The organism is Spirulina sp. CS-785/01, from assembly GCF_028330525.1.
Lineage (GTDB): Bacteria > Cyanobacteriota > Cyanobacteriia > Cyanobacteriales > Spirulinaceae > JAQMSD01.
In genome coordinates this window covers 1-23,065 of record NZ_JAQMSD010000092.1, presented here as the reverse complement: position 1 = coordinate 23,065, position 23,065 = coordinate 1, and the positions used below count along the sequence as shown (strand labels likewise).

Genomic DNA, 23,065 nt, shown 5'->3' with positions numbered 1-23,065 from the left:
CCGCCCCCTTACAGCTAATCCGGTCTAGAGAAACGACCAGTAGTGTTAATCCGCAATACCCCTGGAGAGCTATTCGCAGCTACGGGAAGGTTATCTCTCCCCACTCCCCCACCTCACGAAGTAGGTGGGGGTCATTGAAATCGAAGGCTTTCTAACTGCTCCATTGTAACACCTGTGCTGCGGTTAAAAAAGACCCTTGACCCAACTCTGATAATAGCTCAGAAGCAATAACCGCATCCCCAGTAAACACCGCCTCCTCATAAAGTCCCGACACTAAATTTAACACCGTAATTTGCCCCCGTATCGGGTCAATAATCCAATATTCTGCAATTCCCCTCGCTTGATACTGAGAGCGTTTATACCGATAATCTCGCTGTTCATTTTCCTGTCCCGGACTCACCACTTCCACCACCAAACGAGGGGGTAACATCTCTAAAGTGACAAAAGAACGACTTGCCCCTTTCATCTCTTGTGCTAACTCCTCTGAAAGTACCATCAAATCGGGAAGACGTACCGTTGCCCTCGTCCCACTTACGGCAATTTCTGCCCCAATTCTCAAACAATAAAAGGGGATTCCCAGTTGTACCAAATAAGCAAATAAAAAAGAGGCAATCCGTTGATTAATGTCGCTCTCACTGGGCATATATAACAGTCTCCCATCTTCTAACTCATAACGCGCATCTGTCCCATCCTCAAAGTTAAGAAAGTCCTCAAAGGACATAATTTTATCGTTTCTTGGGGAAGTAAAGATTGTATTAGTCATGGCTACCTCGTTGCTGATGATATCTTTGGGAAATAATGGCGTTAGATTAATATGCCTTGGGTTATAACCCAAGGCTAATAGCTGATAGCTGATAGCTGAATGCTTACCTAGTTACCCCTAAAACGGAATATCATCTAAATTGGTGTCATCATCCGTCATAGGAGGAGCAGTATTCGGAGTGGGGACGGGTTCACCCTCGGTTTCTGGAGTGGCCCCACGAGACCCAATGGGAATAACATTGGCATTACGAGGGGGGCCAGAAGGAGAAGGAGAAGGAGAAGGAGAAGGAGAAGGAGAAGGAGAAGGAGAAGGAGAAGGAGAAGGAGAAGGAGAAGGAGAAGGAGTTGCTTGGGGACTGCTTTGGGGTCTGCTGACTTCTCCGGCCCCTTGGGAATAAATGCGGGATAAGATCAATTCTGCGCGTTTTTCCTTAAACCCTTCTTGTCGTTCAAACACACTCATTTTGAGGCGGCCTTGTATGATAACCTGATCCCCAATTCGATATTTTTCCTTGATCTCTAAGGCTAAATCTCGCCACGCAACCACTTTCAACCGATAAGGAGCATCCCCTTCCCGGCTCGACTCAAACTCGACCATCATCTCCGCGACAGGCGTTTGTGCGTCTTGGGTATAGCGCAATTGGGGGTCTTGGATCACTTGCGCCATTAAAATACAACTATTCATACAAACCTTAGAAACTGCACATCTTGTTTTATCATAGAGGATTTTCCTTGCCTATTGACTGGGGAATCAACTTTTTTTAGCAAGAGGGCAGAGAATCCTACAACTACAATTTTAATTTAGTCGGTAGATGAATCAGTCTAGCTCTCCTATGGCTTAGGAAATTAGAAGCCCGAAAGGGAGGACTACCAGCATTTTTCAGACATTGACCATTTCTGTGCCTTGTTCCTTTTCAATAAAACGCTGGACACGCTGACGATATTCCATCAACATATAATCCACCCAGTCCCGGTCTTCACTATTGGCGAAAATATGCACTAGGGGTTCTCCTGCATCGGGGAGCAGTAGCACCCAGTTATCATTGTGGCGATTAATAATTTTCACCCCGTCAATCAATTCTAAATCCTCTGGGGCGTGACTTTCGACTAAATAGCGCATTAATGCCCCTTTCACTGTCCAAGGACAGCGCATGGTGTAAGACTTGTGGCAAACACGGGGTAATTCATTGCGAATTTGTGCCAAGGAACGCTCTTGAATGGTTAACATTTCAATGACTTTGGCAATGCAGAACATGGCATCAAACCCTGGATGGAGATGGGGGAAAATAAAGCCCATGTCCCCACTTCCGCCTAAAACCACCCCTAAATTTTCTTGGGCGGTTTCCATGATAGCGGTGGGATTGACTTTGGTGCGAATGACGCGGCCATCGTGACGACGGGCAATTTGTTCCACGGCCCCGGAGGTCTGCACTGGGACAACGACGGTACTGCGGGGATGGGCGGTCATGACCATATTGACCATTAAAGCGGTTAAGGTTTCTCCGCGAATGGGTAAACCTGCATCATCGACAAAAATTAATTGTTCTCCGTTAGCGGATACCTGCACCCCAAAGCTGGCCTTGAGAGCTTCCACGACGTGACCTAGTTGAGCTAATAATCCTTCTCGCTCTGGGTTGGAGACGGCGGTTTGATTTAAGCTGGCGTTGAGGACGACGGCATCACAATCAAATTTGGCTAACAGTCGCGGTAAAATTGCCCCAGAGACGGCATAGACATAATCAATCACGACTTTGGAGCGACTATTGCGGACGGCCTCGGTGTTTAATTGGCGAGCAAACCCGCGACTGTAGGTTTCGAGGACTTGGGAGGGATAGGTCATAGTGCCGATGTCCCCAATGCGGACTCGTCGGATATCTTCTTTAAAATACGCTCCTTCAATTTTCTTTTCTTTGGCTTTGCTGATGTTAATGCCGTTGTGGTCGAAGAACTCGATGAGGATATGATCGGGGCGTTTGGGGTGGAGACGGACATGGACTCCCCCGACGACATCTAAGTTAGGGATCATGGTGCGGGCAATGGGGATGGCGGTTGATTCTAGGTTTTGAATGCCAATGCCTGTGGACATAATTCCGGCAATGAGGGAACGGCTGACCATGCGGGAGATGGCTCGTTGATCTCGTGAGGTGGTGATCATTGAGCCAGGTTTGAGGATTGAGCCATAGGCTGCCCCTAATTTCACGGCAAATTCTGGGGTAATGTCAATATTGGCTAGTCCAGTTACACCTTGTTGGCCAAACAAGTTCCGTTGGGCCATGTTGCCCCAAATGAGGTTAATGTTTAAGATTGCGCCGGATTCAATTTTTTTGCTGGGCCAAACGCGCACGTTGGGGCTAATTTGCGCTTCTTCTCCGACCCTGGATAGGGCCCCGACGACGGCCCCTTCGAGGATATGGGCCCGACGATCTACTCTTGTGCCTCTAGAGATAACACAGGCTCGTAGGTTGGCTTCATCGCCGATAATTGCGCCGTTGGCGATGATGGGGCGTTTGAGGTCTGCGTCTGAGCCAATGGCGACATTATCGCCAATGACGGTTCCGGCTTCGATGTGGACTCGTGGCCCGATGCGGCAGTTGTGGCCGATGAGGGCGGGACGTTCTATGGTGGCGGAGGGGTCAATGTGGGTGTTGTGGCCGATCCAGAGTTGGGGGGATTTTTCGGGGTAGGCCAATTCAACTTTGACGTTGCCTTCTAAGCAGTCGTATTGGGCTTCTCTATAGGCTTCTAGGTGGCCGACATCGCACCAGTAGCCTTCGGCGATGTAACCGAACATGGGTTCGCCTCGTTCGAGGAGGAGGGGGAATAGGTCTTTAGAAAAGTCGCTTTCTTCGTTGGCGGGGAGGTATTTTAAGACATCGGGTTCGAGGATATAGGTCCCGGTGTTGATGGTATCGGAGAAGATTTCGCTGGTGGAGGGTTTTTCGAGGAAGCGGACGATGCGATGGTCGGAGTCGGTGATGACTACGCCAAATTCGATGGGGTTGGGGACACGGGTGAGGACGAGGGTGGCTTTGGATTGGTTGGCTTTATGAAAGGCGATCGCATCTCTAAGATCAAAGTCGGTGACAGTATCTCCACTGATCACCAGGAAGGTTTCGTCGAGTAATTCGGCGATATTTTTCACACATCCTGCTGTGCCGAGGGGTTGTTCTTCTTCAACCGCATAGGTCATTTGCACGCCAAAATCACTACCATCTTGGAAGTAGTCCCGCATGATATCGGGTAAGTAGTGCAGTGTGGCGATAATTTCTGTGATACCGTGGCGTTTCAGCAGGTTGATGATGTGTTCTGCGATCGGTCGATTGAGGATGGGGACCATGGGTTTAGGCAGATCGCAGGTTAAAGGGCGTAGTCGAGTTCCAGAACCACCGGCCATCAGCACTGCACGCATAAATACTCCTTCACGATTAAGTAAGTGTTAGGGATCAGTAAGTGTTAGGGAATTTCTCCTGTCGGAGGTCTTTTTATCTATATTGTCTTGATCTCTGACTCAAAGCTCAATCTTTCCTCACAACACTTAAAATTTGGTTGTTGGTTGTTGGTTGTTTGGGAACAGGGAATCGGGAATAATATATTGTTGTTTTCCCCATCCTCCCCATCTCCCCTATCCTCCCCATCTCCCCTATCTTCCCCATCTCCCCTATCCTCCCCACACTCCCTAACTCTAAAAGGGATGTGGTTTGCTGGTGGAGTTTGTACACTAGAGAAGTGGATTGTTTGCTAGTGTCTTCTTGAGACAAGGAAGCTCGGATATGTTAAAGGCTCTTGTGATTTTGATTTTACTTGGTGGCTATGGTTGGGGAGTTGTGAAATTTTGGAAGGGGTTTGAATCGACGAACTTTCAGCCCAGTTTTACCAATCGTCTCACCTTGTCGCTGTTGTGGCCTGCTTTGTTTGTGGTGAATAAGTCTTATCGCAAGAACTTCCAGAAGGCATTGCGGGGCCGTTAGATGAGGTTGAGGGAACAAGGGAAAATTTGGCTCATTGGGGGGACGGGAGATAGTGCGACGGTTGCTCAATCTTTGCTTGCGTCTCGGTTGCCTTGTGTGGTGACGGTGACGACGGAGGCAGCGAAACGGTTGTATCCGTCGAGTCCGTTGTTAACGGTGGTGGTGGGAGGGTTGGAGGAGTCTCAGTTGGGGGCGTTTCAGCGACAATATGGGATTTTGGGGGTGGTGGATGCGTCTCACCCGTTTGCGCGGCAGATTTCTGAACTGGCGATCGCATTTTCCCACCATTCCCGTCTCCCCTATCTCCGTTTTGAGCGTTCTGCCTGTACGACAGAGCCAAATGAAGCCCAAAAGGGGTTAATCCCCCTCGATAGCTTTGACACCCTGTTAAACGGCGATTATTTGACGAATCAGCGCGTTTTACTGACGGTGGGGTGTCAGGTGTTGCCCCGGTTTCAAGACTGGTTAGAACGGGCCACATTATTTGCTCGCATTTTACCTACACTCAATGCCCTACAAACGGCCTTAGCGGCCGGATTTTCTCCCGACCGACTGATTGCGCTCCGTCCCCCGATTCAGGCAGAATTAGAAGAAGCTCTCTGGCGACAGTGGGAGATTTCGCTGGTGGTGACGAAGGCATCCGGGAAAGCGGGTGGTGAGGCGATTAAACGCCAAGTGGCCGCTAAGTTGGGCATTCCTTTAATTGTGATCAACCGTCCCCCGGTCAATTATCCTCATGTCACAGAGCAAATAGAGCAAGTAATCGAATTTTGTCAAGATATTTTTACAAAAGTTAACTATGGCTGATCCTCTTACTCCGGAAGTTAGCGATCGCATTTGCGCTCACATGAACGACGATCACGCAGATGCGATTGCGTTGTATGCGAAAACTTACGGTAAACTGCCCGATGCAGAAGCGGCAAAAATGCTATCTATTGATGCAGAAGGGATGAATTTAAACGCGACTCGTAACGGGGAAACTGTTCCCTTACGCATCCCTTTTGATCACGCGCTCCAAGACTCGGAAGACGCACACCAGACGTTAATTGCGATGGTGAAAGAAGCGCGGACTAAGAAATAGTTGAGCGTTGATTGTTGATAGTTCGTTTTTCCCTGTTGCGTCGGATAGGGAAAAATAAAGTTGATCTCTCAAACGGTGTAGGATAAATAGTAGTATGGTCAATCCCTTAGAAGTCGCTCAATACTTCATTATTAGGGCTTATGAGGATGGTAGAGAAGCTCTTATTACTAATATGAAGATACAGAAACTTCTTTACTATTCTCAGTGTTTATATCTAGCTCTCTATGATGAACCGTTATTGACTGAGGAAATTCAGGCTTGGCGATATGGGCCGGTTTGTCCACCTGCTTATCATTTTTACAGTAAGTTTGAAGCTCAACAGTTGCCTATCCCAAGTCAAGAAAATTTGGCTGAAATCACACTAGAGATACAAGAGGTTTTAGAAGAAGTTTGGCAATACTTTGGGGAATATCATGCCTATTATTTAAGTGATTTAACCCACTTAGAGTTTCCTTGGAAAAAAGCACGTAAAGGTTTACCAATTCATGCTTCTTCAACAGAAGTCATTTCCTTAGAAGATATGCGTTTATTAGGACAAGATAAACTTTTAGAAATAGAGAAAGAACATCCTCTCTATTCTCCAATTCTCTCGAAAGTTCTACAAGAAAGCTTCTCGTCTCAAGGAGAAGCAGAATATGTTCAGCAAGGAGAAGTAGATGACTGGCTCAAATCCATTCTTGCTTGAAAAATCTAAACATTTTGAACGGAGTTTAAAAAAGTTAAGAAAATCCTATAAAGCTAAATCTCAACAACAGCAATTTATCACTCTAGTGAGTAATTGCTTAAAGGAATTAATGTCAAATCCTTATCCTCCTCAAGCTCGTCCTGAACCTTTACCCAGAGGACTTCAATTATCGGAGGATTGGCAATTTTATAAATTAGTTTTAATCATTTATTAATTATCAATTATCCTGCTGTAATTGCTCCGTGAGAGCTTGTAAGAGTACCATGGGATCATCTGACTCTACACCAACTTGACGCGCGATCGCAGACCTTAAATTCTCATCCTGCTTCAACCGTTCGTGTAACTCCTCCAACGTCAACGTCTCCATTTGCGGTTGTTCCGCTTCTCCCGCATCCGGGCCATCATACTCCCACACCTCCCCCTTGGCCATCCGCTTCTGTAACTCCTGAGAAATAGCATTAGACAACGCACCCACCTCCCCATACACAGGCAAATTTTGCGTCCGCACTGCCACTAACAACAACCGTCTCGCCAATTCTGGGTTGGGTTGGGGAGAACTCAACACCCGTTGAGCAAACCGCTTTAACCACTCAATCCACTCCTGACAACTTACTCGGTCTTCCGTTTGCTCAAAAAACCGCTTCACCCGGTTGGTTTGCCACCCATTGGCCACCCCCTCTAACAGTTGATTAAACAAAAACTCCAAATCCGTATCCGACAAAGGAGGGAGAGACGCTTCCCCTTGGGGAGGATGCTCCACCCTCTCAGGAGTCGGTTGCTGAGGAGAACGAGAAAACAAACGCTTCCAGAGAGTTTTCAGCCATTGCCAGAGTTGCTTGAGCATGAATTAATCCCGATAATCTAACAGAGAAGACAGAGAATGTCGTTTGCGGAGATCGAGTTGTTCGACCAATTCTTGGGAATAATCCGGGGAAGACTCCCAAGGAGTCAAGGTTTCGGGAGGTAAAACCGTCACATTGGCATGGGTAGGACGGTTTCCAGAGGGGGAAGGGGTGACAGTGGCCAAATTCGAGGGGACCCGTTGGGAACGGGGAGGAGGAGCAGACCGCTTGGTCCGGGAGGGTTTGGGACGTTTTCTTTTTTTGCGGTCTCGTAATAGTTTCCTGGAAGACTCCTGGAGGACTTTCATGGGGGCATTGCGTCTCGTACAAAGATAGCGAATGGCCATTGTCACCAGAAGTGATCCTCCTGCACACCCTGCGGCCACCATTCCCACAAACAGTAAGAGGGAAACGGGAGGAGTGACTGGGTTTTCTGGGGTGGGAAGTGTCGAGTCGGAAGTCTCCGGTTTAACCTCCTCAAAGCTGGTTGAGGGACTAGGTTTCGCTTCCTGTTTGGTGGGGTTAATGGGGTCTTCCTCTTGTTCCAAAGCGAAAGAAGTCGTATCCGACTCCGAGTTAGAGGAAAAGAGGTTTAAGAGATCGGGATTGAGTAAACTGGCCGTTGCTCCCACCGTCAAAGTCATGGCCATGACAAACATCCCTCCCCAGAATAAAAAAGGGTACTGGTCGATTAGCTTGGATAATACCTTGCGAGAGGTGGCTTTAGATTGGGATTTTTCAGAATTGAGCATAAATTTTAGGTCAGTTTACTCTCAAGTCTCAAGGATATACAATCGTTGTCTATCGTTCCCCGGCAGAATGAAGGATTTTTCCCCGTCGAATGAGGGATTGTGCGTTGATCGAGTCCGCTTGGAGATAATGCTAGATGTTAACAGCGTTTCTCGTTGCATCAGGGTTGAGGATGTTTCATCTGCTTAAAGGCGTTGATGTTGTATTAAAGCATAGAAATCGCGGCTAGGGGGTAATTCCCCTTAGACCGTGGTTGTACCCTAGAGAGGGTAGGGTTTGCGGGGATCAGTGATGACTTTTTCTACAGGATACAGAAATTTTTTAAGATCGCGTTATCTTCGTACAATGGGAGACTGTGTTGTTGTTTGGGGAAGGCAGAATGGGGGAACACCGGACCAATTCTGGGTTATCTTCGCAAAAGACGACGATGGCCGCATTATCGGAGTCTTGGACGATTGAGGATAGTGAGGCATTGTATCGCATTGAGGGATGGGGTGATCCTTATTTTTCGATTAATGCGGCGGGTCATGTTATGGTGTCTCCTATGGGCGATCGCGGCGGGTCTTTAGATTTATTCGCGTTGGTGGAGGAGTTACGACAGCGTAATCTCGGTTTACCCCTGTTAATTCGCTTTGCGGATATTTTAGCCGATCGCATCGAACGGTTAAATGCCTGTTTTGCTAAGGCCATTGCTCGCTACAATTACCCCAATGTCTATCGAGGGGTGTATCCCATTAAATGTAACCAGGAACGGCATTTAGTGGAAGCGGTGGTGGAGTTTGGCCAACCCTATGGGTTTGGGTTAGAAGCCGGATCAAAACCCGAATTAATGATTGCATTAGCAACCCTCAACCCTCCCCAGACTCCCCAGGATATTTTAGATATTCCCTTGCTAATTTGTAACGGGTATAAAGACCGAGAATACATGGAAACGGCACTTTTAGCCACTCGGTTAGGTCATCGACCGATTTTAGTCATTGAACAGTTATCTGAGTTGGGAACAATTCTAGAAATTAGCGAAAGTTTGCAGATTGAACCGCTTTTAGGGGTACGGGTGAAGCTGAGTACCAGGGGAGAAGGCCATTGGGGAGGATCAACGGGCGATCGCGCCAAATTCGGCCTCAGCATACCCGAAATTGTCACCGTTGTCGAGACCTTAGCAACCGCAGACAAGTTACACTGTTTACAACTCTTACACTTTCATATTGGCTCACAAATTGCCTCCATTCGCGTCATAAAAGATGCCATTCGAGAAGCCTCTCAAGTCTATGTAGAATTAGTGAAAAGTGGGGCAAAAATGCAATATTTAGACGTAGGGGGAGGGTTGGCCGTGGACTACGATGGGTCAAAAAGCACCTTCTACGCCTCAAAAAACTATAATATGCAGAATTACGCCAATGATATAGTAGCAGAAGTCAAAGAAGCCTGTGAGGAGCGAGACATTGCCGCCCCCATTTTAGTCAGTGAAAGTGGACGAGCGATTACATCTCATCAAGCCGTCTTAATCTTTGATATTCTAGGAGTTAGTCTCCCCCACGCTGACCACTTCCCAGAAATCACCGCAAAAGATCACCTAATTCTACGCAATTTACTCGAAACCTATCAAACCATAAACGAGCAGAATTATCAAGAAGCCTATCACGATGCCCTTCAATTTAAAAACGAAGCCATTAGTCTCTTTAACTTCGGTTATTTAACTTTACCAGAACGAGCCAAAGCAGAGCAAATTTATTGGTCTTGTTGTCAGCGCATTTTAAGCATCACTCGTCAACAAGATTATGTATCAGAAGATTTAGCCGAATTAGAAAAAAATATGGTGTCCATTTATTACGCCAATTTATCGGTTTTTAAATCTGCTCCCGACGCTTGGGCAATTCAACAATTGTTTCCCCTTTTCCCTATCCACCGACTCAACGAAAAGCCCACAGAACGGGGAATTATCGCCGATTTAACCTGTGATAGTGACGGAAAAATAGACCAATTTATCGGCTTACGAGATGTAAAAGATAGCCTAGAATTACATCAATATGACCCGAACTCTACCTACTATTTAGGACTCTTTTTGGTGGGAGCTTATCAAGAAATAATGGGCAATTTACACAACTTATTTGGCGACACCAACGTTGTACATATTCGCATGAACCCCAAAGGCTATCAAGTTGAAACCCTCGTAAAAGGCGATACCATAAACGAGGTATTAAGTCAAGTCCAATACCAAGGAGAAAACTTAATCGAAAAACTCCGCAAACGCACCGAACAAGCACTACAAGACCGCAAAATTAGTTTAAAAGAATCGCAAAAATTACTCAAGAATTATGAACAGAGTTTACAGAGCTATACTTATTTAGGAAATGGGTAATTTGTACAATGACTTATTTGCCTCCTGATACTATAATTGCAGAAGCAAAATTAAATCAATATTTACTTATTCCATTACCCAAAAATGATAAATCAAAATACTTAGCACAAGGAGGATATGTTCAAGAAAACTGGCAGCAACTAGAAAGAGACCTACGAGAACAAATTTTACCCCTAGAGGCAATCCCCATAGAACAAACTAAATTTGGACAAAAATATGAAATTAGAGGCAATTTGACTAGGCCAAATGGTGTAACATTATCCATTGTCACCGTGTGGATAGTAACCCCTCAAGCCACTAAATTTGTTACCTTAGTACCTAATAAGCAGCCCAATTAAAGCAAAACCATGAAATTCCCATTATTTACACCAGTCACCCTCAAAGAAGACCTCCCCGAATATCACCTGAAAAAAGGAGATAGCGGCATCATCGTTGAATATTATCCCATGCCAGATGGACAAGAAGACGGTTACAGTATAGAAGGCTTTGATAGTCCCCAAATTACCGTAGAAGTGGGAGAATCGAAACTAGAAACCAATTCTCAGACAAAACCCAGTCCCCCTCCAACCCCCCAAGTGTTAAACCAATAAACCCAACTCCCTGCTTTGTGTTCTTTGTGTCTTTGTGGTTTTATAGTGTCTTGGTAACAAGCTATACTGACCCACGACCCCAAAAACAAGCAGGATGAACGCACGAAACACCCTCATCAATCATGTTAGAGTCCTTGATCCCGTCACGAAAAGCGATCGCACGGCCAATGTTCATATTGTAGAGGGGAAAATCAGCCAGATATCATCCCAACCCATAGAAGTCCCCCCAGACACAGAAACTCTTAACGGGACTGGATTAATTCTTGCTCCCGGTTTAGTGGACTTGTATAGTCAGAGTGGAGAACCCGGTTACGAAGACCGAGAAACCCTCACCAGTCTAGCAAACGCAGCCCTCTCCGGCGGATATACCCGACTCACCCTCCTCCCCAACACCAACCCCCCCCTCGACAACCCCGCAAGTCTCTCCCTCCTACAGCAAAAATCCCCCCAAACCCCGCAAATTTCCCTTTGGGTAGGACTTACCCAACACCTCAAGGGGGAACAAATGACCGAACTTGCAGAACTCGCAACAAGCGGAATAGTGGGGTTTGCAGACGGGTATCCCCTCAACAACTGGTCATTACTGCGACGAGTCCTAGAATATAGTCAACCTTTCGGAAAACCTGTTGGTTTCGTCCCCTATCATCCCGCATTAGCAGAGGGGGGAGTGATGCGAGAGGGGTCTTTTTCTATCCAAGCAGGACTCCCCGGAAACCCTGCATTTTCAGAAACCACAGCGTTAGCATCCCTGTTAGAACTATTACCCACCTTTCCCACCCCTGTCCATATTATGCGCGTCTCCACAGCACGGAGTGTAGAATTAATTGCGGACGGGAAAGCAAGAGGACTCCCCATTACTGCGAGTACCACTTGGTTACACCTACTCCTCGATACTCAAGCGATTAGCAGTTATAACCCCAATTTACGGCTCAATCCTCCTTTAGGCAATCCGAGGGATAAAGAAGCATTACGAGAGGGGGTGAAAGCAGGGGTGATAGATGCAGTTGCAGTTGATCATACTCCCTACACCTACGAGGAGAAAACGGTGGCATTTGGGGAAGCTCCTCCAGGGGCAATTGGGTTAGAATTAGCATTACCCTTGTTATGGCAGCATTTAGTCGCTACTGGAGACTGGACTGCTTTAGAATTATGGCAAGCTCTCAGTGTGGGTCCCCAGTGGTGCTTACAACAGCAACCGCTACAATGTGCAGTAGGGGAGAATGCTGAGTTAGTGTTGTTCAATCCTCAGCAAAGGTGGGAAGTCAATACACAAACGTTACAGTCCAAAAGTGCTAACACCTCTTGGTTAGGACAGGAAATTAGGGGTAAAGTTGTCAAAGTCATCAGCAACTAGAAACCGGGTTTCTATCTAAAATGGGGATTAAAACAGATATGAGTCACAATCTATCTAAGAAACCCGGTTTCTCTCTCGGAGTCGGCCAAACAACAAACAACAAACAACAAACCCCCATGTCCAGTCATATCCTAGTTGTTGAAGATGAAGCAAAACTTGCTCAGTTTATTGAACTTGAACTGAAATATGAGGGATATGAGGTGTCGGTGGCCAATGATGGACTGTCTGGACTCTCTCAAGCGCGAGAAGGACATCCCGATTTAATTTTGTTAGATTGGATGTTACCGGGGATTTCAGGGATTGAGATTTGTCAACGGTTACGGACGACGGGGAATCATACTCCTGTAATTTTGTTAACTGCGAAAGATGAAGTGAGCGATCGCGTGCAAGGATTAGATGCAGGGGCCGATGATTATTTAGTAAAACCCTTTAGTATTGAGGAGTTATTGGCCAGAATTCGTGCATCTCTACGACGGACTCAAGAACAGGATAGCGACGTTTTACAGTTTGATGACCTCCGGTTAAACCGTAGTAGTCGGGAAGTGTGGAGGGGAAGTCGTTCTATTGAACTCACGGCCAAGGAGTTTGAGTTGTTAGAGTATTTATTGGCCCATCCTCGACAAGTGTTGACCCGTGACCAAATCCTAGAGCGCGTCTGGGGGTATGATTTTATGGGGGATTCTAATATTATTGAGGTCTATGTGCGCTATCTACGCTTAAAGTTAGAAGCAGAGGGAGAACCCCGCATTATTCAAACAGTACGGGGTGTGGGATATGTGTTGCGGGATTAAATATCCCCGTCAAACCCGGAAAGTTCTGCTAATTCTGAGAGAGATTTTACTCCCATATACATTTCCCCATTAATTTCCCAACTGGGAAAACCCTGCACTTTTTTATCAATACATAATTGCGTTTGGGGGTTTTCTCCTCTGGGATCACATTCTACATAAATTTCTGCATTTAACCGGGAGGCCGCATTCCCAAAGCGTTCTTTTTGGTCGTTACAATGGGGACACCAATAAGCTCCGTACATCCTAGCATCAATGGCGTTGAGGTGGTCGATTAAGGCGTTAATATTGGCTCTACGAGAAGTATTTTGAGCAATTTCCGTGGGGGGAGGAGTGGGAGAGGTGGGGGTTGCGGTGGCGGTTTTTGCTCCTGTGAGGGTTAAACTAAGGAGGAGGACAGTGGAGGGAATGAGGTGCGATCGCAAGTTCATAAAGAGTGAATTATTGAGATAACATACCTATTATAAATTAAGAATGAGTGGGGATGGGGAGTTTGAACCACAAAGACACAAAGAACACAAAGAGAAGAAGAAGGGAAATTAATTCACGAATAAGCAAGAACCAATGATCAAGAAAACTATGTCTAATTTACGTTTAAATCTCGGTTGTGGACTACGGCATTTAGAGGGATATTTAAATGTAGATAAGTTTGGTAATCCCGATCTCAAGCTAGATTTAGAGACTTTTCCTTGGCCGTGGGATGATAATAGTGTCAGTGAAATTAAATTAATTCATGTCTTAGAACATTTAGGGGAACAAACCGAGACTTATTTTAAGATATTTCAAGAGATGTATCGCATCTGTCATCCCCAAGCGAGTATTCATATTATTGTACCCCATCACCGTCACGATGATTTTGTTCACGACCCCACCCACGTCCGTGCCATTACTCCCAACGGATTAAATTTATTTTCTCAGAAATTAAATCAACAATGGCAAACCCAAGGATGTGCAAATAGTCCCCTGGGATTATATCTCGATATTGACTTTGAATTAACGAAAACCAGTCTAGTCCCTAGCGAAGTCTGGTATGAACGATATCCTAACCAGAAGCAAAATTTACAGTTACTCCTACAAGAAAGCGCACTCTATAACAACCTTATTAAGGAAGTAGAGATGGTGTTAGTGGTTATCAAATAAAACCCCCCCTGACTCGTAGGAGTCAAGGGAGGAGGAATCAGGGTGCATCTGTTATTTAGGACTACGGGGTCAGAGAGTCCCATTCCGGACAAGATCGAAAAAAAATTTTTAGAAGATAAGGAAAAAACGCTCAAACCCCCAGTTTTTCCCGTTTCTCCAGTCTCTAGAAACTGGGTTTCTTTTTTCATGGGGTAGAAAAACCTCAAGGAGATATACAGAAACCCGGTTTCTCCCCTTCCCCACTATCAACTCCCTAAAACCGATATCCCGCACCCACCTGCAACCGTAACCGAGAGGACTCCTCTTGGGGGTGGTATAACCGAAACCTTGCATTTCCGTAGATCACCACCCCATCTACCACCTGAGTTTCCACCCCTGCATTGATAACCGGAGAACTACTTTCTCCTAGGGGGTTTTCCTCTCCCGTCTGTTCAACTACCGTATATCTTTGTAATTATCTCAAAACCTCATCAAGCAAGGGTTATATTACTGATTACTGGTTACTGTTTACTGATTACTGAATAGGGTAGCCACAAGACAACTAAACTGGTGATTAAAAGGGTTAATAATCCCAAGGGATTAATAGTTTCTGGACTAAAATTACTAATGGTGGTTAATTCGGTCTGTATCCAGGTTAGGACGGGAAACCAAAGACCGTGAACGATATAAACTGCTACGGTTATAAATAGATTTCCGGTATCGTTTCCAAGTTGCGCTCCGGCAAGGTTAAAGAAAAAGCCGAAAGCGATTAAAATAATAGTGAGTTGTAATTCTCGCTGACTGAGATAACTGGCAACTATGATACAGATAAAGGGAATTAAGGGGAGTAGATAACGGGGTCCAAAGAGAGAAAACATATAACCAGGAGGGATGAGCATAATAAAGAGAAAATAGCCAATTCCTAGAGCAATAAGGGTTAATTTAGCGAGGGGGGAGAGGATTTTCTGTTCTTTACGATACCGGAATAAATACCAAACCGCTAAAAGGGTGTAGGGGAGATAAAGAAAGAGTCCTGCTTCGGGAGAAAAGGTATATTTGATAAAGGTTGAAAAATGAAAATTAATAACAGATAAAGCGGATTTATTTTCACTGCTTACGGTTTGTGCGAAGACTTGTCCCGCAGAGAGAAAAGGGTTTTTAAAGGCTAAGAAGTTATAAAAGGATTCAATTGAGAGGGTGCAAAGTAATCCTAAAAATGCTAGAATAATGGGTTTTATATGTTTCTTGGCTTGACTGATAATTAATATTACAAATATCCCTAAAAATGGCAATATTGTGCTATCAATTAAACTACCGATTCCTAAGAGTAAACCAATTAAAAAGTATCTAAAATTATTATTTTTTAGCTTTAAAAAAGTAGGGTCAAAAAATAGAATAAAAGCAACTAATGTGATGAACGCAATGGGAATATTTTGATTAAGTCTTGTGGAAAAGAAAAAGGCAATACTCCCAAAGCTATAGAGTAATCCCCCTAAAATTCCTCGCCAAAGCTGTTCCGTTTTGTGATGCACCCAAGCGGTAATTAAACAAGCAGTGAGACTTCCGAAAACTGCTGTGGTGCTGGCAAAAGAGACGAAATGAGCTAGGAAAAAATGAATGGTGTTTTTTTGTAACAAAGAAATGGGAATTTGTTGATAGAATCCATTAAAAATTGCCCAAAATGGAGTGGCTAAAAATGATGTTCCTGGATTGACATTAATATAGGAATGGCCTTGGTATAATAGGGTGTCTCCGGTGTAGGGGTGGTAAAAACTCGATTGGACATATTGATCTAATTGAATTGTCCCGTGTTCCACCAGAGACATAACTAAAAGGACAAAGCGATCGCTCCCTGCGGCAAGGTGACGAAAATGAAAGAGATACACCAACCAAATGGAGCAAAAATAACGCCAAAAAAACGAGAATTTTTGCACAAGATTTAGCCTAATTTAGAACAACGCCATATTACCCTATCAGGTTTTCGCCATTTCTGCGGTGCGAGGCATACTCCGAGACGCAACCACATTAATTCCCGTCCCTAACGCATCTTCTAAGATCACATCCCCCATTTCTACGGGTGCTTCGAGTTGAATGCGATGTAAAGCGTCACATAAATCTTGGACTCTTTCTTTGGGAATAGCATCAACGGTTTTCACAGGAATTCTCGCCCAAAGGCTATGATTAATCTTAACCGTTGTTGTCACCATGCGACGGGGTTCAACAAACTCCTGTTTTGCGTAGTTTTCCCCCCGTTGACAGGAAAACCCCCGCACTTCGACAATTTCCCCGTCGTCTGCTTCCACTTCTAAGCGACATCCCATGGGACAACCAATGCAGAGATAATGGGAGAGGGTGTGTTCTTCTTGTTGTGTAGTCATGGTTCTTTGTTGGTGTTTGGTGTACAGTGTCGAGAAACCGGGTTTCTATCTAGATTGACTGGTTTTCCTAGAGTTGGGATAAGAAACCCGGTTTCTAAAGAAGGTTCACGTATTATCAACAGGTAAAATATCCACCTTCAACGTCTCCCCGTGGAAGTTTTGCAGGAAACGAGGCCGCACTTTTAAGTTAATCATTTCTGCGGGGACGACATATCGGAGTTTTTTCTCATACACATCCCCTAACCGTAAAATGCTTTCCTCCATGGGTTGACTGGCCCGCATATAAACCGTGTGAGTGCGATCGCTAGATATCGTATGAGGGACACAATAACGCACATTCTCCCCCGGAACTAAACGAATATTATCCCCAGGAGGTTGTTGGTCCGTCACGTATAACCCCGCATTGCGTCCCGTTAACTCCGATTCTGCACTCACAAAGTCCACCAGATCATGAATATGTACCACATTCCCACAGACAAAAACCCCATCCTTAGAAGTCTCCATCTGACTATTCACCACGGCCCCCTGTGTCACGGGATCAAGACGAATCTTTAACCTGCGGGTGAGTTCATTTTCGGGAATTAACCCAATGGACAATAACAGGGTGTCGCAGTCAATATCCCAACTCTTGCTGAGATCGGGTTGAAAATGGGAATCTACTGGGGCCACGGTGATTTTTTCGAGGCGATCGCGCCCTTGCAAATCCACCACCGTTGTCGAAAGATGGAGTGGGATATCATAATCATGGAGACATTGCACAATATTGCGATTTAACCCATTCGCATGAGGCATAATTTCAAACACCCCCTTCACCTCCACCCCCTCCAACGTCAGACGACGGGCCATAATTAACCCAATATCCCCCGAACCAAGAATCACCGCTTTATTCCCCGGCAAATACCCCATCAAATTCACAAATTTCTGGGCCAACCCTGCGGTTAAAATCCCCGCAGGCCGATGGCCAGGAGTGCGAATGGCCCCCCTGGTTCGTTCCCGGGCCCCCATAGACAAAACTGCGGCCTTAGTATTAATTAACCGTACCCCATCCGTCCCCGATAACAACTTCACCTGTTTATCCTGATCAATATCCAGCACATAAGTATCCGTAGCCACATGAATTCCCGCATCTAACACCTGTTGTTTATAGCGTTCTGCGTATTCTGGCCCCGTCAACTCCTCTCGAAAATGCTGCAACCCAAACCCAGGGTGAATACATTGTAAAAGAATCCCCCCCGCTTCTTTTTCCCGGTCCACAATTAAAACTTTCTCGGCCCCCGTTTCCTTGGCCCCCAAGGCCGCGGCCATTCCTGCGGGTCCTCCTCCCACGACGACTACATCATAATCCTTATCTAAATGTTGTAAATTGGCGGTTAGCATGATTCTTTCTCCCCCTAAGCTGGTACGTTTTAGCTAGACTATTTAGGTTTCTAATTCATTGAGAAATTGTTGAAATTGCTCTACAGAAGGAATAGTTACTGCCTGTGTATGTAGCGTTTTGAGCTTGTCAAGATCAGTAATCTTATTGAATTGCTGTATCGTTTCTTCTGGCACGCTTTCAAAGCGAATTTGTAGTAAATCAATAATAGTTTCTCGATAAGTTTCTACCCTGCCATCCTGACGAGCAATGCGTTCTCCACTGGTGATATACGGCATTTGTTGTTCCTCCTTTATTGATTAAGAAGCTGTTGAAAATCCGCTAAAGACGAACTGGTTGCTACTTGTCTAAATAAAAATTTCAGTCTAGCAAGATCGTTAATTTGAGTAATCTGCTGTATCGTTTCTTCTGGCACGCTTTCAAAGCGAATCTGTAGCAGATCAATAATATTTTCTCGACAATTTTCTACCCTGCCATCCTGACGAGCAATGCGTTCTCCACTGGTGATATACGGCATTTGTTGTTCCTCCTCAAAAGCGTAAATCTCTGTACTAAAATTTCGTTGCAGACCTTTGGGCAAGGTCATCATCCAGTCAATGAGCCGATATAACTCTACAATATCTCGTTTTTCGTATCCTTTGCTATACAAACTCTTAGCCAGTCTCAGTTTTTCTCGATACTTCGATTGATTATCATTCCGCGTTTGTTGGGTTTCTCGGTGGGCTAACACAATGACGGCAAACGGATTATTATTGTTTTCGAGATACTCGGAGGAATAGATTCGCCCAATTGTCCACCTTGGGTTGAAACCCAAGGCTAAGAGCGAAAGTTCTCAAGCCGACTCATTCGGGTCAGGAATAACGTTTTTTCCTCAATCTTGGCTCTCCCAACCCGTTTTAACGGGTTTGAGCTTTTAGCCTTGGATTTTAATCCAAGGTAAACTGACTAAACATCCGAGGAGAACACCTCATCTCGTTCTCGGACTATCCAAGAATTGCCTCCTCGTTTGGTGACTTCGGAGACGGGAATGTCAAGTTTTTGGGAGAGGAGTTCCATACAGCGTCCGCTACAAAATCCCCCCTGACACCGGCCCATCCCTGCGCGAGTGCGGAATTTTAACCCGTCTAGGGTGCGGGCCCCACGGGAGATGGCATCTAAAATTTCTCCTTCGGTGACGAATTCGCAACGACAGATTAAATGGCTATAACTACTATCCCGTTTGGCTAGTTCCATCTGTGCTTCGGTGGGTAAACTGGCAAAGTGGATGGGTTTCTCGATGGAGGGGGTAAAGTTGTCTTTGGGACTCAGGTTTAACCCTTCCTCGTGGAGAATATCGAGAATGAGGGTGGCAATGGCCGGGGCCGCAGTGAGGCCGGGGGATTGTATTCCGGCAACGTTGAAAAAGCCGCGTTTGGCGGTGGGGCCGATGATAAAGTCTTCTCCGTCTGCGACTGGCCGCAACCCGGCAAATTCGGCAATACAGTCTCTAGCACTAATGCCGGGGACGACTTGGGTTACACTGTTGAATACTTGGGAACTTCCGGCACTACTGGTGGTTAAGTCGTGTTTATCGTCGATCATTTCAGCAGTGGGCCCCACCATTAATGTGCCGTCAAAGGTGGGGATGACTAAAATGCCTTTGGAGACGGGGGTGGGACAAGGGAAAATCACTCGTTTCACGTACCCTTGCAAGCGTTTGTCGAGTAAATATTCTTCTCCCTTGCGAGGCCGAATGGTAAAGTCTCCCACTCCTGCCATTTTGGCTATTTCATCGGCAAAGAGTCCGGCAGCATTGAGGATAAACCGACTGGCATATTCGCCTTTGGGGGTTTGTATGGTCCAGTAGTCTTTGTCTTGAGAAAGTCCGGTGACGGGGCAGTCTGTAACTAATTCTAAGCCGTTGAGACAGGCGTTTTCGATTAAGTTAAAACAAGCCTCGTAGGGGTTAATGACTCCAGTTGTGGGGGCATAGAGTCCGGCTATAATGTCGGGGGAGAGGTGGGGTTCTTCTTTTTGGAGTTTTTCTTGCTCCCATAATTCTAAACCGGGGACTCCTTTGGTTTCTCCTTGCCATTTTAATTCTGCGAGGGTGGGGAGTTGGTCTTCTTGGAGGGCGACGGTTAGTTCTCCGTTGCGTTGGAAACCAAAGCCTAGTTCTTCATGTAAGGTGTCCCAGAGTTGGTTTCCTGTCCATTCTAGCTTGCCTTTTAGGGTGTTGGGTTTGCCGTGGTGGCCCCCGTGGATGATGCCGCTATTGGCTTTACTTACGCCAAAGCCGACTTCGGCTTCTTTTTCGAGTAGAATGACTTGGAGGTGATAGCGGGTGAGTTCTCGCGCGATCGCGCACCCGGTAATCCCTCCACCCACAATTGCTACGTCATAGACCATTGTTTAGACCTCAATTCATACTTTTGTAAATTCTGTTCAAGAATTATGAATTTACAGTGTTAAATCGCGCTTTTTATGTTACTCAGTTAGAACTGAAAAACTTGGGAATTAAAAGAATTTTTGATCTACTTTGATCTTGACGGATTAAGGGAACAATTAGGGAAAGAAGAATCAAATTAAAGAAAATCGTAACATTTAGTCCCAAGGCTTCTTTTTAATCAAGAGATGTCACGGAAGGGGTGGGGGAAGAAGCGGAAGGGGCAGGAGGTTGAGGAGAATCTTGTCTTTGGGCTAAGAGAAAATACGTTTGCATTTCCCCTTTCCCTTTGATGGGAATTATGCCCCGTTGTTGACAATGATAATGGGATTTTAAATACTGATATGTTGCCTGACTGACTTGAATTTTTCCCGCCATCCCATGAGACTCCATCCGACTGGCCGTATTGACAGTATCTCCCCATAAATCATAAGCAAATTTCTTCAACCCAATCACTCCGGCCACCACTTCTCCCGTATGAATACCAATGCGGAGGTTGAGAGAATAGCCGTTTTGTTGATTAAATTCCCGTAACGTCTCTTGCATGGCCAATGCGATCGCAGCAACCGCCTGAGCATGATCTTCCCTCGGTTCAGGCAATCCTGCAACCACCATATAAGCATCGCCAATGGTTTTGATCTTTTCCAGTTGATACTGTTCGCTTAACTGGTCAAAGCGTGAAAAAATAGCATTCAGCAACGTTACCAGTTCTCGCGCTGAGAGATGTTCCGAGAGTTCGGTAAAATTAACCAGATCGGCAAATAGAACTGTCACCTCCTTATAGGTTTCTGCAATCGTCTGAGACTCCTGTTTTAACTGACAGGCGATCGACTCCGGTAAAATATTCCGTAAAAGACGCTCCGATCGCTCCTTCTCTTGAGCCAACTTTTCCTGTTCCGTCTCTAACTCATAATAGGCGTTTTCTAACTGTTGTCGCGCCTTAAACTCCGCCTTGGCCGTCTTCTCATAAAAATAAACCGAAATCGTCGGTAAGGCACTAATAAAAATCAGCGTCGAAACCCATCCCCCAAACGTCCACTCGGCGGGAATATAGGCATACCCTAAACCCCCCTTAACGGCAAAATATAGCCCATAGACCAGCAGTTGTGCAAAAAGATGTAACCGCCAATGAATCGGTACAATGGTCGCTTGTATGAAAAAAGAAAGCGTCCACCCATAAATATCATCCACCAGATTAAACTCACTCCCCCCCATCACCGTCTCGGCAATTTGTTCAATGGTATTGATCGAGAGAGTGGCAGCAACAAAAATCAACTTAGCATGACGACGGCCCCAACGAATCCGCAACCCCCCCAAACAAACCCCCAACCCCACAACTATCCACATATCCACATACCACCAGTCTGGGAGGGGTTGTTGTTTTAGCGTACTGGCAAGAAAACGGGGAATGGTTAAGCTCAAAAATAAGGCCAGAGACAGCCAAAGCAGCACATTTAGCCGACGGATGAGAAAATACTGTTGCCATTGGGGATAATTGCGGGTGGTGAAACGCGGTTGTCCACTCAGATAGGTTAAAAACTGCTGTCCCCACCGCAACACAGGTATGCTTTTAATCATTTTGTCGTCAAAGTGATGGTTTTATTCAGTCTTTCCTTCTATTTTGTTCTCTCTCCGCAAAGGAAATTAGAATAAGGAGATTAAACCTTAATGACACACCCATGACGGATTCCCCTCAACAAACCCTATGGATAGCGAGACACGGCAACCGAGAAGATTTTGTCGATCCCAGTTGGATCAGTACCGCAGGACATCCGTTTAATCCTGCCTTGTCAGAAGATGGCATTCAGCAAGCGAAAGATTTAGCCCAACGGTTAGCCCAAGAAGACATTGCCCATATTTTCACCTCTCCCTTCCTGCGAACCGTACAAACTGCCGATTTTGTGGCCGATAAACTCAATCTTCCCCTCAAACTAGAAACCGGCCTCAGTGAATGGTTAACCCTATACTGGATTTGCGTGAATCCCGATTTACTCCCCAAAGCCACCCTCAAAAAACAATTCCCTGCCATCGATACCAGCTATCAACCCCTTGTCCCAGCCAATTACCCCGAAACCACCCGCATGATCCGGCAACGCCTCAGAGACACCTTAAACGCCCTCCTGGAACGCTACAGCGAAAATTTATTATTAGTCACCCATTCTTCGGCTATTGTCTATATGACCAAATATCTTGCCCCCGATGCTCCCTCGTTTAAATGTCCCGTCTGTGGTGTCGTGAAACTCACTCGACGGGGGCAAACGTGGACGGTAGAACGGGCAGGAGATACCTCCCACCTCAGCCAACCCATTGATCCCCTCACCCTGTCTAAGTCTCTCTGGCGCAAATTTTATATGTTTCAGCGTTTATTGTTGAAGTGATTTTCCCGTCATACGCCTTGGGTGTGAACTCTTAAACCCGTTAAAAACGGGTTCAGTGGGTAGGGTGGCTATTGCCAGCCCTGTCAAGGTGAGAAATTGTAGAACGAGACACCGTTGTTTCAGACACTTGTGAGAGACATTTTCTCCCCCTCTCCCAAGGTTGGGAGAGGGGGTTGGGGGGTGAGGGCGACTCCAAACCGCCATATCTCGT

General features: G+C 45.8%; 24 protein-coding genes. 11 read left to right on the top strand and 13 right to left on the bottom strand.

Annotation, left to right across the window (positions count from 1 at the left end; translation table 11 throughout):
• Window positions 1–151: 151 nt before the first annotated feature.
• The 3 genes from PN462_RS05375 to PN462_RS05365 form a co-directional block, all read right to left on the bottom strand.
• Complete coding sequence (locus PN462_RS05375) at window positions 152–763, bottom strand: Uma2 family endonuclease (protein WP_272126989.1); 612 nt, start codon at window positions 761–763, stop codon at window positions 152–154.
• A 117-nt stretch (window positions 764–880) separates the two neighbouring features.
• Entirely contained in the window at window positions 881–1,447 is a 567-nt protein-coding gene (locus tag PN462_RS05370) for a single-stranded DNA-binding protein (protein ID WP_272126988.1), read from the bottom strand.
• A 195-nt stretch (window positions 1,448–1,642) separates the two neighbouring features.
• Window positions 1,643–4,171, bottom strand: a complete 2,529-nt coding sequence (locus PN462_RS05365) for a mannose-1-phosphate guanyltransferase (RefSeq protein WP_272126987.1) — start codon at window positions 4,169–4,171, stop codon at window positions 1,643–1,645.
• A 361-nt stretch (window positions 4,172–4,532) separates the two neighbouring features.
• On the opposite strand from PN462_RS05365, the gene PN462_RS05360 reads away from it, so the two are divergent.
• From PN462_RS05360 to PN462_RS05345, 4 genes are all read left to right on the top strand, one after another.
• Window positions 4,533–4,730: a hypothetical protein gene (locus tag PN462_RS05360; protein ID WP_443029069.1), complete on the top strand. Its 198-nt coding sequence runs from the start codon at window positions 4,533–4,535 to the stop codon at window positions 4,728–4,730.
• Complete coding sequence (locus PN462_RS05355; RefSeq protein ID WP_272126985.1) at window positions 4,731–5,537, top strand: cobalt-precorrin-6A reductase; 807 nt, start codon at window positions 4,731–4,733, stop codon at window positions 5,535–5,537. It begins immediately after the preceding gene.
• Complete coding sequence (locus PN462_RS05350; RefSeq protein ID WP_272126984.1) at window positions 5,530–5,811, top strand: DUF2470 domain-containing protein; 282 nt, start codon at window positions 5,530–5,532, stop codon at window positions 5,809–5,811. Before PN462_RS05355 ends, PN462_RS05350 begins: the two co-directional genes overlap by 8 nt.
• Before the next feature lie 94 nt (window positions 5,812–5,905).
• Window positions 5,906–6,496: a Panacea domain-containing protein gene (locus PN462_RS05345; protein ID WP_272126983.1), complete on the top strand. Its 591-nt coding sequence runs from the start codon at window positions 5,906–5,908 to the stop codon at window positions 6,494–6,496.
• Window positions 6,497–6,713: 217 nt separating this feature from the next.
• On the opposite strand, the gene PN462_RS05340 is transcribed toward PN462_RS05345, so the two are convergent.
• Both PN462_RS05340 and PN462_RS05335 read right to left on the bottom strand, forming a co-directional pair.
• Entirely contained in the window at window positions 6,714–7,340 is a 627-nt protein-coding gene (locus tag PN462_RS05340; RefSeq protein ID WP_272126982.1) for a hypothetical protein, read from the bottom strand.
• Between the two features lie 3 nt (window positions 7,341–7,343).
• Entirely contained in the window at window positions 7,344–8,090 is a 747-nt protein-coding gene (locus PN462_RS05335) for a hypothetical protein (protein WP_272126981.1), read from the bottom strand.
• 425 nt (window positions 8,091–8,515) lie between these two features.
• On the opposite strand from PN462_RS05335, the gene speA reads away from it, so the two are divergent.
• The 5 genes from speA to PN462_RS05310 all read left to right on the top strand — a co-directional run bounded on the left by speA (window position 8,516) and on the right by PN462_RS05310 (window position 13,182).
• Window positions 8,516–10,447 (top strand): biosynthetic arginine decarboxylase, encoded by a 1,932-nt coding sequence (speA, locus tag PN462_RS05330; RefSeq protein ID WP_443029071.1) that lies wholly within the window; start codon window positions 8,516–8,518, stop codon window positions 10,445–10,447.
• An 8-nt stretch (window positions 10,448–10,455) separates the two neighbouring features.
• Complete coding sequence (locus PN462_RS05325; RefSeq protein WP_272126979.1) at window positions 10,456–10,785, top strand: DUF6883 domain-containing protein; 330 nt, start codon at window positions 10,456–10,458, stop codon at window positions 10,783–10,785.
• A gap of 9 nt (window positions 10,786–10,794) precedes the next feature.
• Window positions 10,795–11,037, top strand: a complete 243-nt coding sequence (locus PN462_RS05320; protein ID WP_272126978.1) for a DUF4926 domain-containing protein — start codon at window positions 10,795–10,797, stop codon at window positions 11,035–11,037.
• A 94-nt stretch (window positions 11,038–11,131) separates the two neighbouring features.
• Complete coding sequence (locus PN462_RS05315) at window positions 11,132–12,391, top strand: dihydroorotase (RefSeq protein WP_272126977.1); 1,260 nt, start codon at window positions 11,132–11,134, stop codon at window positions 12,389–12,391.
• 116 nt (window positions 12,392–12,507) lie between these two features.
• The gene (locus PN462_RS05310; protein ID WP_443029070.1) at window positions 12,508–13,182 is read left to right on the top strand and encodes a response regulator transcription factor; all 675 of its coding nucleotides are present in this window, start codon (window positions 12,508–12,510) and stop codon (window positions 13,180–13,182) included.
• Here the strand turns inward: PN462_RS05310 and PN462_RS05305 are convergent.
• Window positions 13,179–13,610 carry a hypothetical protein gene (locus tag PN462_RS05305; protein ID WP_272126975.1) on the bottom strand — a complete coding sequence of 144 codons (432 nt, stop codon included), beginning with the start codon at window positions 13,608–13,610 and terminating at the stop codon, window positions 13,179–13,181. The two genes, PN462_RS05310 and PN462_RS05305, sit on opposite strands and share 4 nt — an antisense overlap.
• A 148-nt stretch (window positions 13,611–13,758) precedes the next feature.
• On the opposite strand from PN462_RS05305, the gene PN462_RS05300 reads away from it, so the two are divergent.
• Complete coding sequence (locus PN462_RS05300) at window positions 13,759–14,319, top strand: class I SAM-dependent methyltransferase (protein WP_272126974.1); 561 nt, start codon at window positions 13,759–13,761, stop codon at window positions 14,317–14,319.
• Window positions 14,320–14,819: 500 nt separating this feature from the next.
• On the opposite strand, the gene PN462_RS05295 is transcribed toward PN462_RS05300, so the two are convergent.
• The 7 genes from PN462_RS05295 to PN462_RS05265 all read right to left on the bottom strand — a co-directional run bounded on the left by PN462_RS05295 (window position 14,820) and on the right by PN462_RS05265 (window position 22,054).
• On the bottom strand, window positions 14,820–16,232 hold the full coding sequence (locus PN462_RS05295; protein WP_272126973.1) for a hypothetical protein: 1,413 nt from the start codon (window positions 16,230–16,232) through the stop codon (window positions 14,820–14,822).
• 39 nt (window positions 16,233–16,271) lie between these two features.
• Window positions 16,272–16,676: a DUF1667 domain-containing protein gene (locus tag PN462_RS05290; protein ID WP_272126972.1), complete on the bottom strand. Its 405-nt coding sequence runs from the start codon at window positions 16,674–16,676 to the stop codon at window positions 16,272–16,274.
• Between the two features lie 105 nt (window positions 16,677–16,781).
• A complete protein-coding gene (locus tag PN462_RS05285; RefSeq protein ID WP_272126971.1) occupies window positions 16,782–18,053 on the bottom strand; it encodes an NAD(P)/FAD-dependent oxidoreductase in 1,272 nt (423 codons plus the stop codon).
• A gap of 42 nt (window positions 18,054–18,095) precedes the next feature.
• Window positions 18,096–18,329 carry a hypothetical protein gene (locus PN462_RS05280; RefSeq protein WP_272126970.1) on the bottom strand — a complete coding sequence of 78 codons (234 nt, stop codon included), beginning with the start codon at window positions 18,327–18,329 and terminating at the stop codon, window positions 18,096–18,098.
• A gap of 14 nt (window positions 18,330–18,343) precedes the next feature.
• Window positions 18,344–18,865 carry a hypothetical protein gene (locus PN462_RS05275; RefSeq protein WP_272126969.1) on the bottom strand — a complete coding sequence of 174 codons (522 nt, stop codon included), beginning with the start codon at window positions 18,863–18,865 and terminating at the stop codon, window positions 18,344–18,346.
• Between the two features lie 131 nt (window positions 18,866–18,996).
• Window positions 18,997–20,439 carry an NAD(P)/FAD-dependent oxidoreductase gene (locus tag PN462_RS05270; protein ID WP_272126968.1) on the bottom strand — a complete coding sequence of 481 codons (1,443 nt, stop codon included), beginning with the start codon at window positions 20,437–20,439 and terminating at the stop codon, window positions 18,997–18,999.
• A gap of 214 nt (window positions 20,440–20,653) precedes the next feature.
• Window positions 20,654–22,054: an adenylate/guanylate cyclase domain-containing protein gene (locus tag PN462_RS05265; RefSeq protein WP_272126967.1), complete on the bottom strand. Its 1,401-nt coding sequence runs from the start codon at window positions 22,052–22,054 to the stop codon at window positions 20,654–20,656.
• A gap of 101 nt (window positions 22,055–22,155) precedes the next feature.
• Between PN462_RS05265 and PN462_RS05260 the strand changes: the two genes are divergently transcribed.
• Window positions 22,156–22,854 (top strand): histidine phosphatase family protein, encoded by a 699-nt coding sequence (locus PN462_RS05260; RefSeq protein ID WP_272126966.1) that lies wholly within the window; start codon window positions 22,156–22,158, stop codon window positions 22,852–22,854.
• Window positions 22,855–23,065 lie beyond the last annotated feature (211 nt).

What these genes read in the sequence shown, in the direction of transcription:
- PN462_RS05300 (WP_272126974.1), top strand. Translation starts at nt 13,759, where the DNA reads ATGTCTAATTTACGTTTAAATCTCGGTTGTGGACTACGGCATTTAGAG.
- PN462_RS05335 (WP_272126981.1), bottom strand. Translation starts at nt 8,090, where the DNA reads ATGCTCAATTCTGAAAAATCCCAATCTAAAGCCACCTCTCGCAAGGTA.
- PN462_RS05265 (WP_272126967.1), bottom strand. Translation starts at nt 22,054, where the DNA reads ATGATTAAAAGCATACCTGTGTTGCGGTGGGGACAGCAGTTTTTAACC.
- PN462_RS05340 (WP_272126982.1), bottom strand. Translation starts at nt 7,340, where the DNA reads ATGCTCAAGCAACTCTGGCAATGGCTGAAAACTCTCTGGAAGCGTTTG.
- PN462_RS05270 (WP_272126968.1), bottom strand. Translation starts at nt 20,439, where the DNA reads ATGGTCTATGACGTAGCAATTGTGGGTGGAGGGATTACCGGGTGCGCG.
- PN462_RS05285 (WP_272126971.1), bottom strand. Translation starts at nt 18,053, where the DNA reads ATGCTAACCGCCAATTTACAACATTTAGATAAGGATTATGATGTAGTC.
- PN462_RS05325 (WP_272126979.1), top strand. Translation starts at nt 10,456, where the DNA reads ATGACTTATTTGCCTCCTGATACTATAATTGCAGAAGCAAAATTAAAT.
- PN462_RS05375 (WP_272126989.1), bottom strand. Translation starts at nt 763, where the DNA reads ATGACTAATACAATCTTTACTTCCCCAAGAAACGATAAAATTATGTCC.
- PN462_RS05310 (WP_443029070.1), top strand. Translation starts at nt 12,508, where the DNA reads ATGTCCAGTCATATCCTAGTTGTTGAAGATGAAGCAAAACTTGCTCAG.
- PN462_RS05290 (WP_272126972.1), bottom strand. Translation starts at nt 16,676, where the DNA reads ATGACTACACAACAAGAAGAACACACCCTCTCCCATTATCTCTGCATT.
- PN462_RS05355 (WP_272126985.1), top strand. Translation starts at nt 4,731, where the DNA reads ATGAGGTTGAGGGAACAAGGGAAAATTTGGCTCATTGGGGGGACGGGA.
- PN462_RS05315 (WP_272126977.1), top strand. Translation starts at nt 11,132, where the DNA reads ATGAACGCACGAAACACCCTCATCAATCATGTTAGAGTCCTTGATCCC.
- PN462_RS05280 (WP_272126970.1), bottom strand. Translation starts at nt 18,329, where the DNA reads ATGCCGTATATCACCAGTGGAGAACGCATTGCTCGTCAGGATGGCAGG.
- PN462_RS05350 (WP_272126984.1), top strand. Translation starts at nt 5,530, where the DNA reads ATGGCTGATCCTCTTACTCCGGAAGTTAGCGATCGCATTTGCGCTCAC.
- PN462_RS05365 (WP_272126987.1), bottom strand. Translation starts at nt 4,171, where the DNA reads ATGCGTGCAGTGCTGATGGCCGGTGGTTCTGGAACTCGACTACGCCCT.
- PN462_RS05360 (WP_443029069.1), top strand. Translation starts at nt 4,533, where the DNA reads ATGTTAAAGGCTCTTGTGATTTTGATTTTACTTGGTGGCTATGGTTGG.
- PN462_RS05260 (WP_272126966.1), top strand. Translation starts at nt 22,156, where the DNA reads ATGACGGATTCCCCTCAACAAACCCTATGGATAGCGAGACACGGCAAC.
- PN462_RS05305 (WP_272126975.1), bottom strand. Translation starts at nt 13,610, where the DNA reads ATGAACTTGCGATCGCACCTCATTCCCTCCACTGTCCTCCTCCTTAGT.
- PN462_RS05370 (WP_272126988.1), bottom strand. Translation starts at nt 1,447, where the DNA reads ATGAATAGTTGTATTTTAATGGCGCAAGTGATCCAAGACCCCCAATTG.
- speA (WP_443029071.1), top strand. Translation starts at nt 8,516, where the DNA reads ATGGCCGCATTATCGGAGTCTTGGACGATTGAGGATAGTGAGGCATTG.
- PN462_RS05345 (WP_272126983.1), top strand. Translation starts at nt 5,906, where the DNA reads ATGGTCAATCCCTTAGAAGTCGCTCAATACTTCATTATTAGGGCTTAT.
- PN462_RS05320 (WP_272126978.1), top strand. Translation starts at nt 10,795, where the DNA reads ATGAAATTCCCATTATTTACACCAGTCACCCTCAAAGAAGACCTCCCC.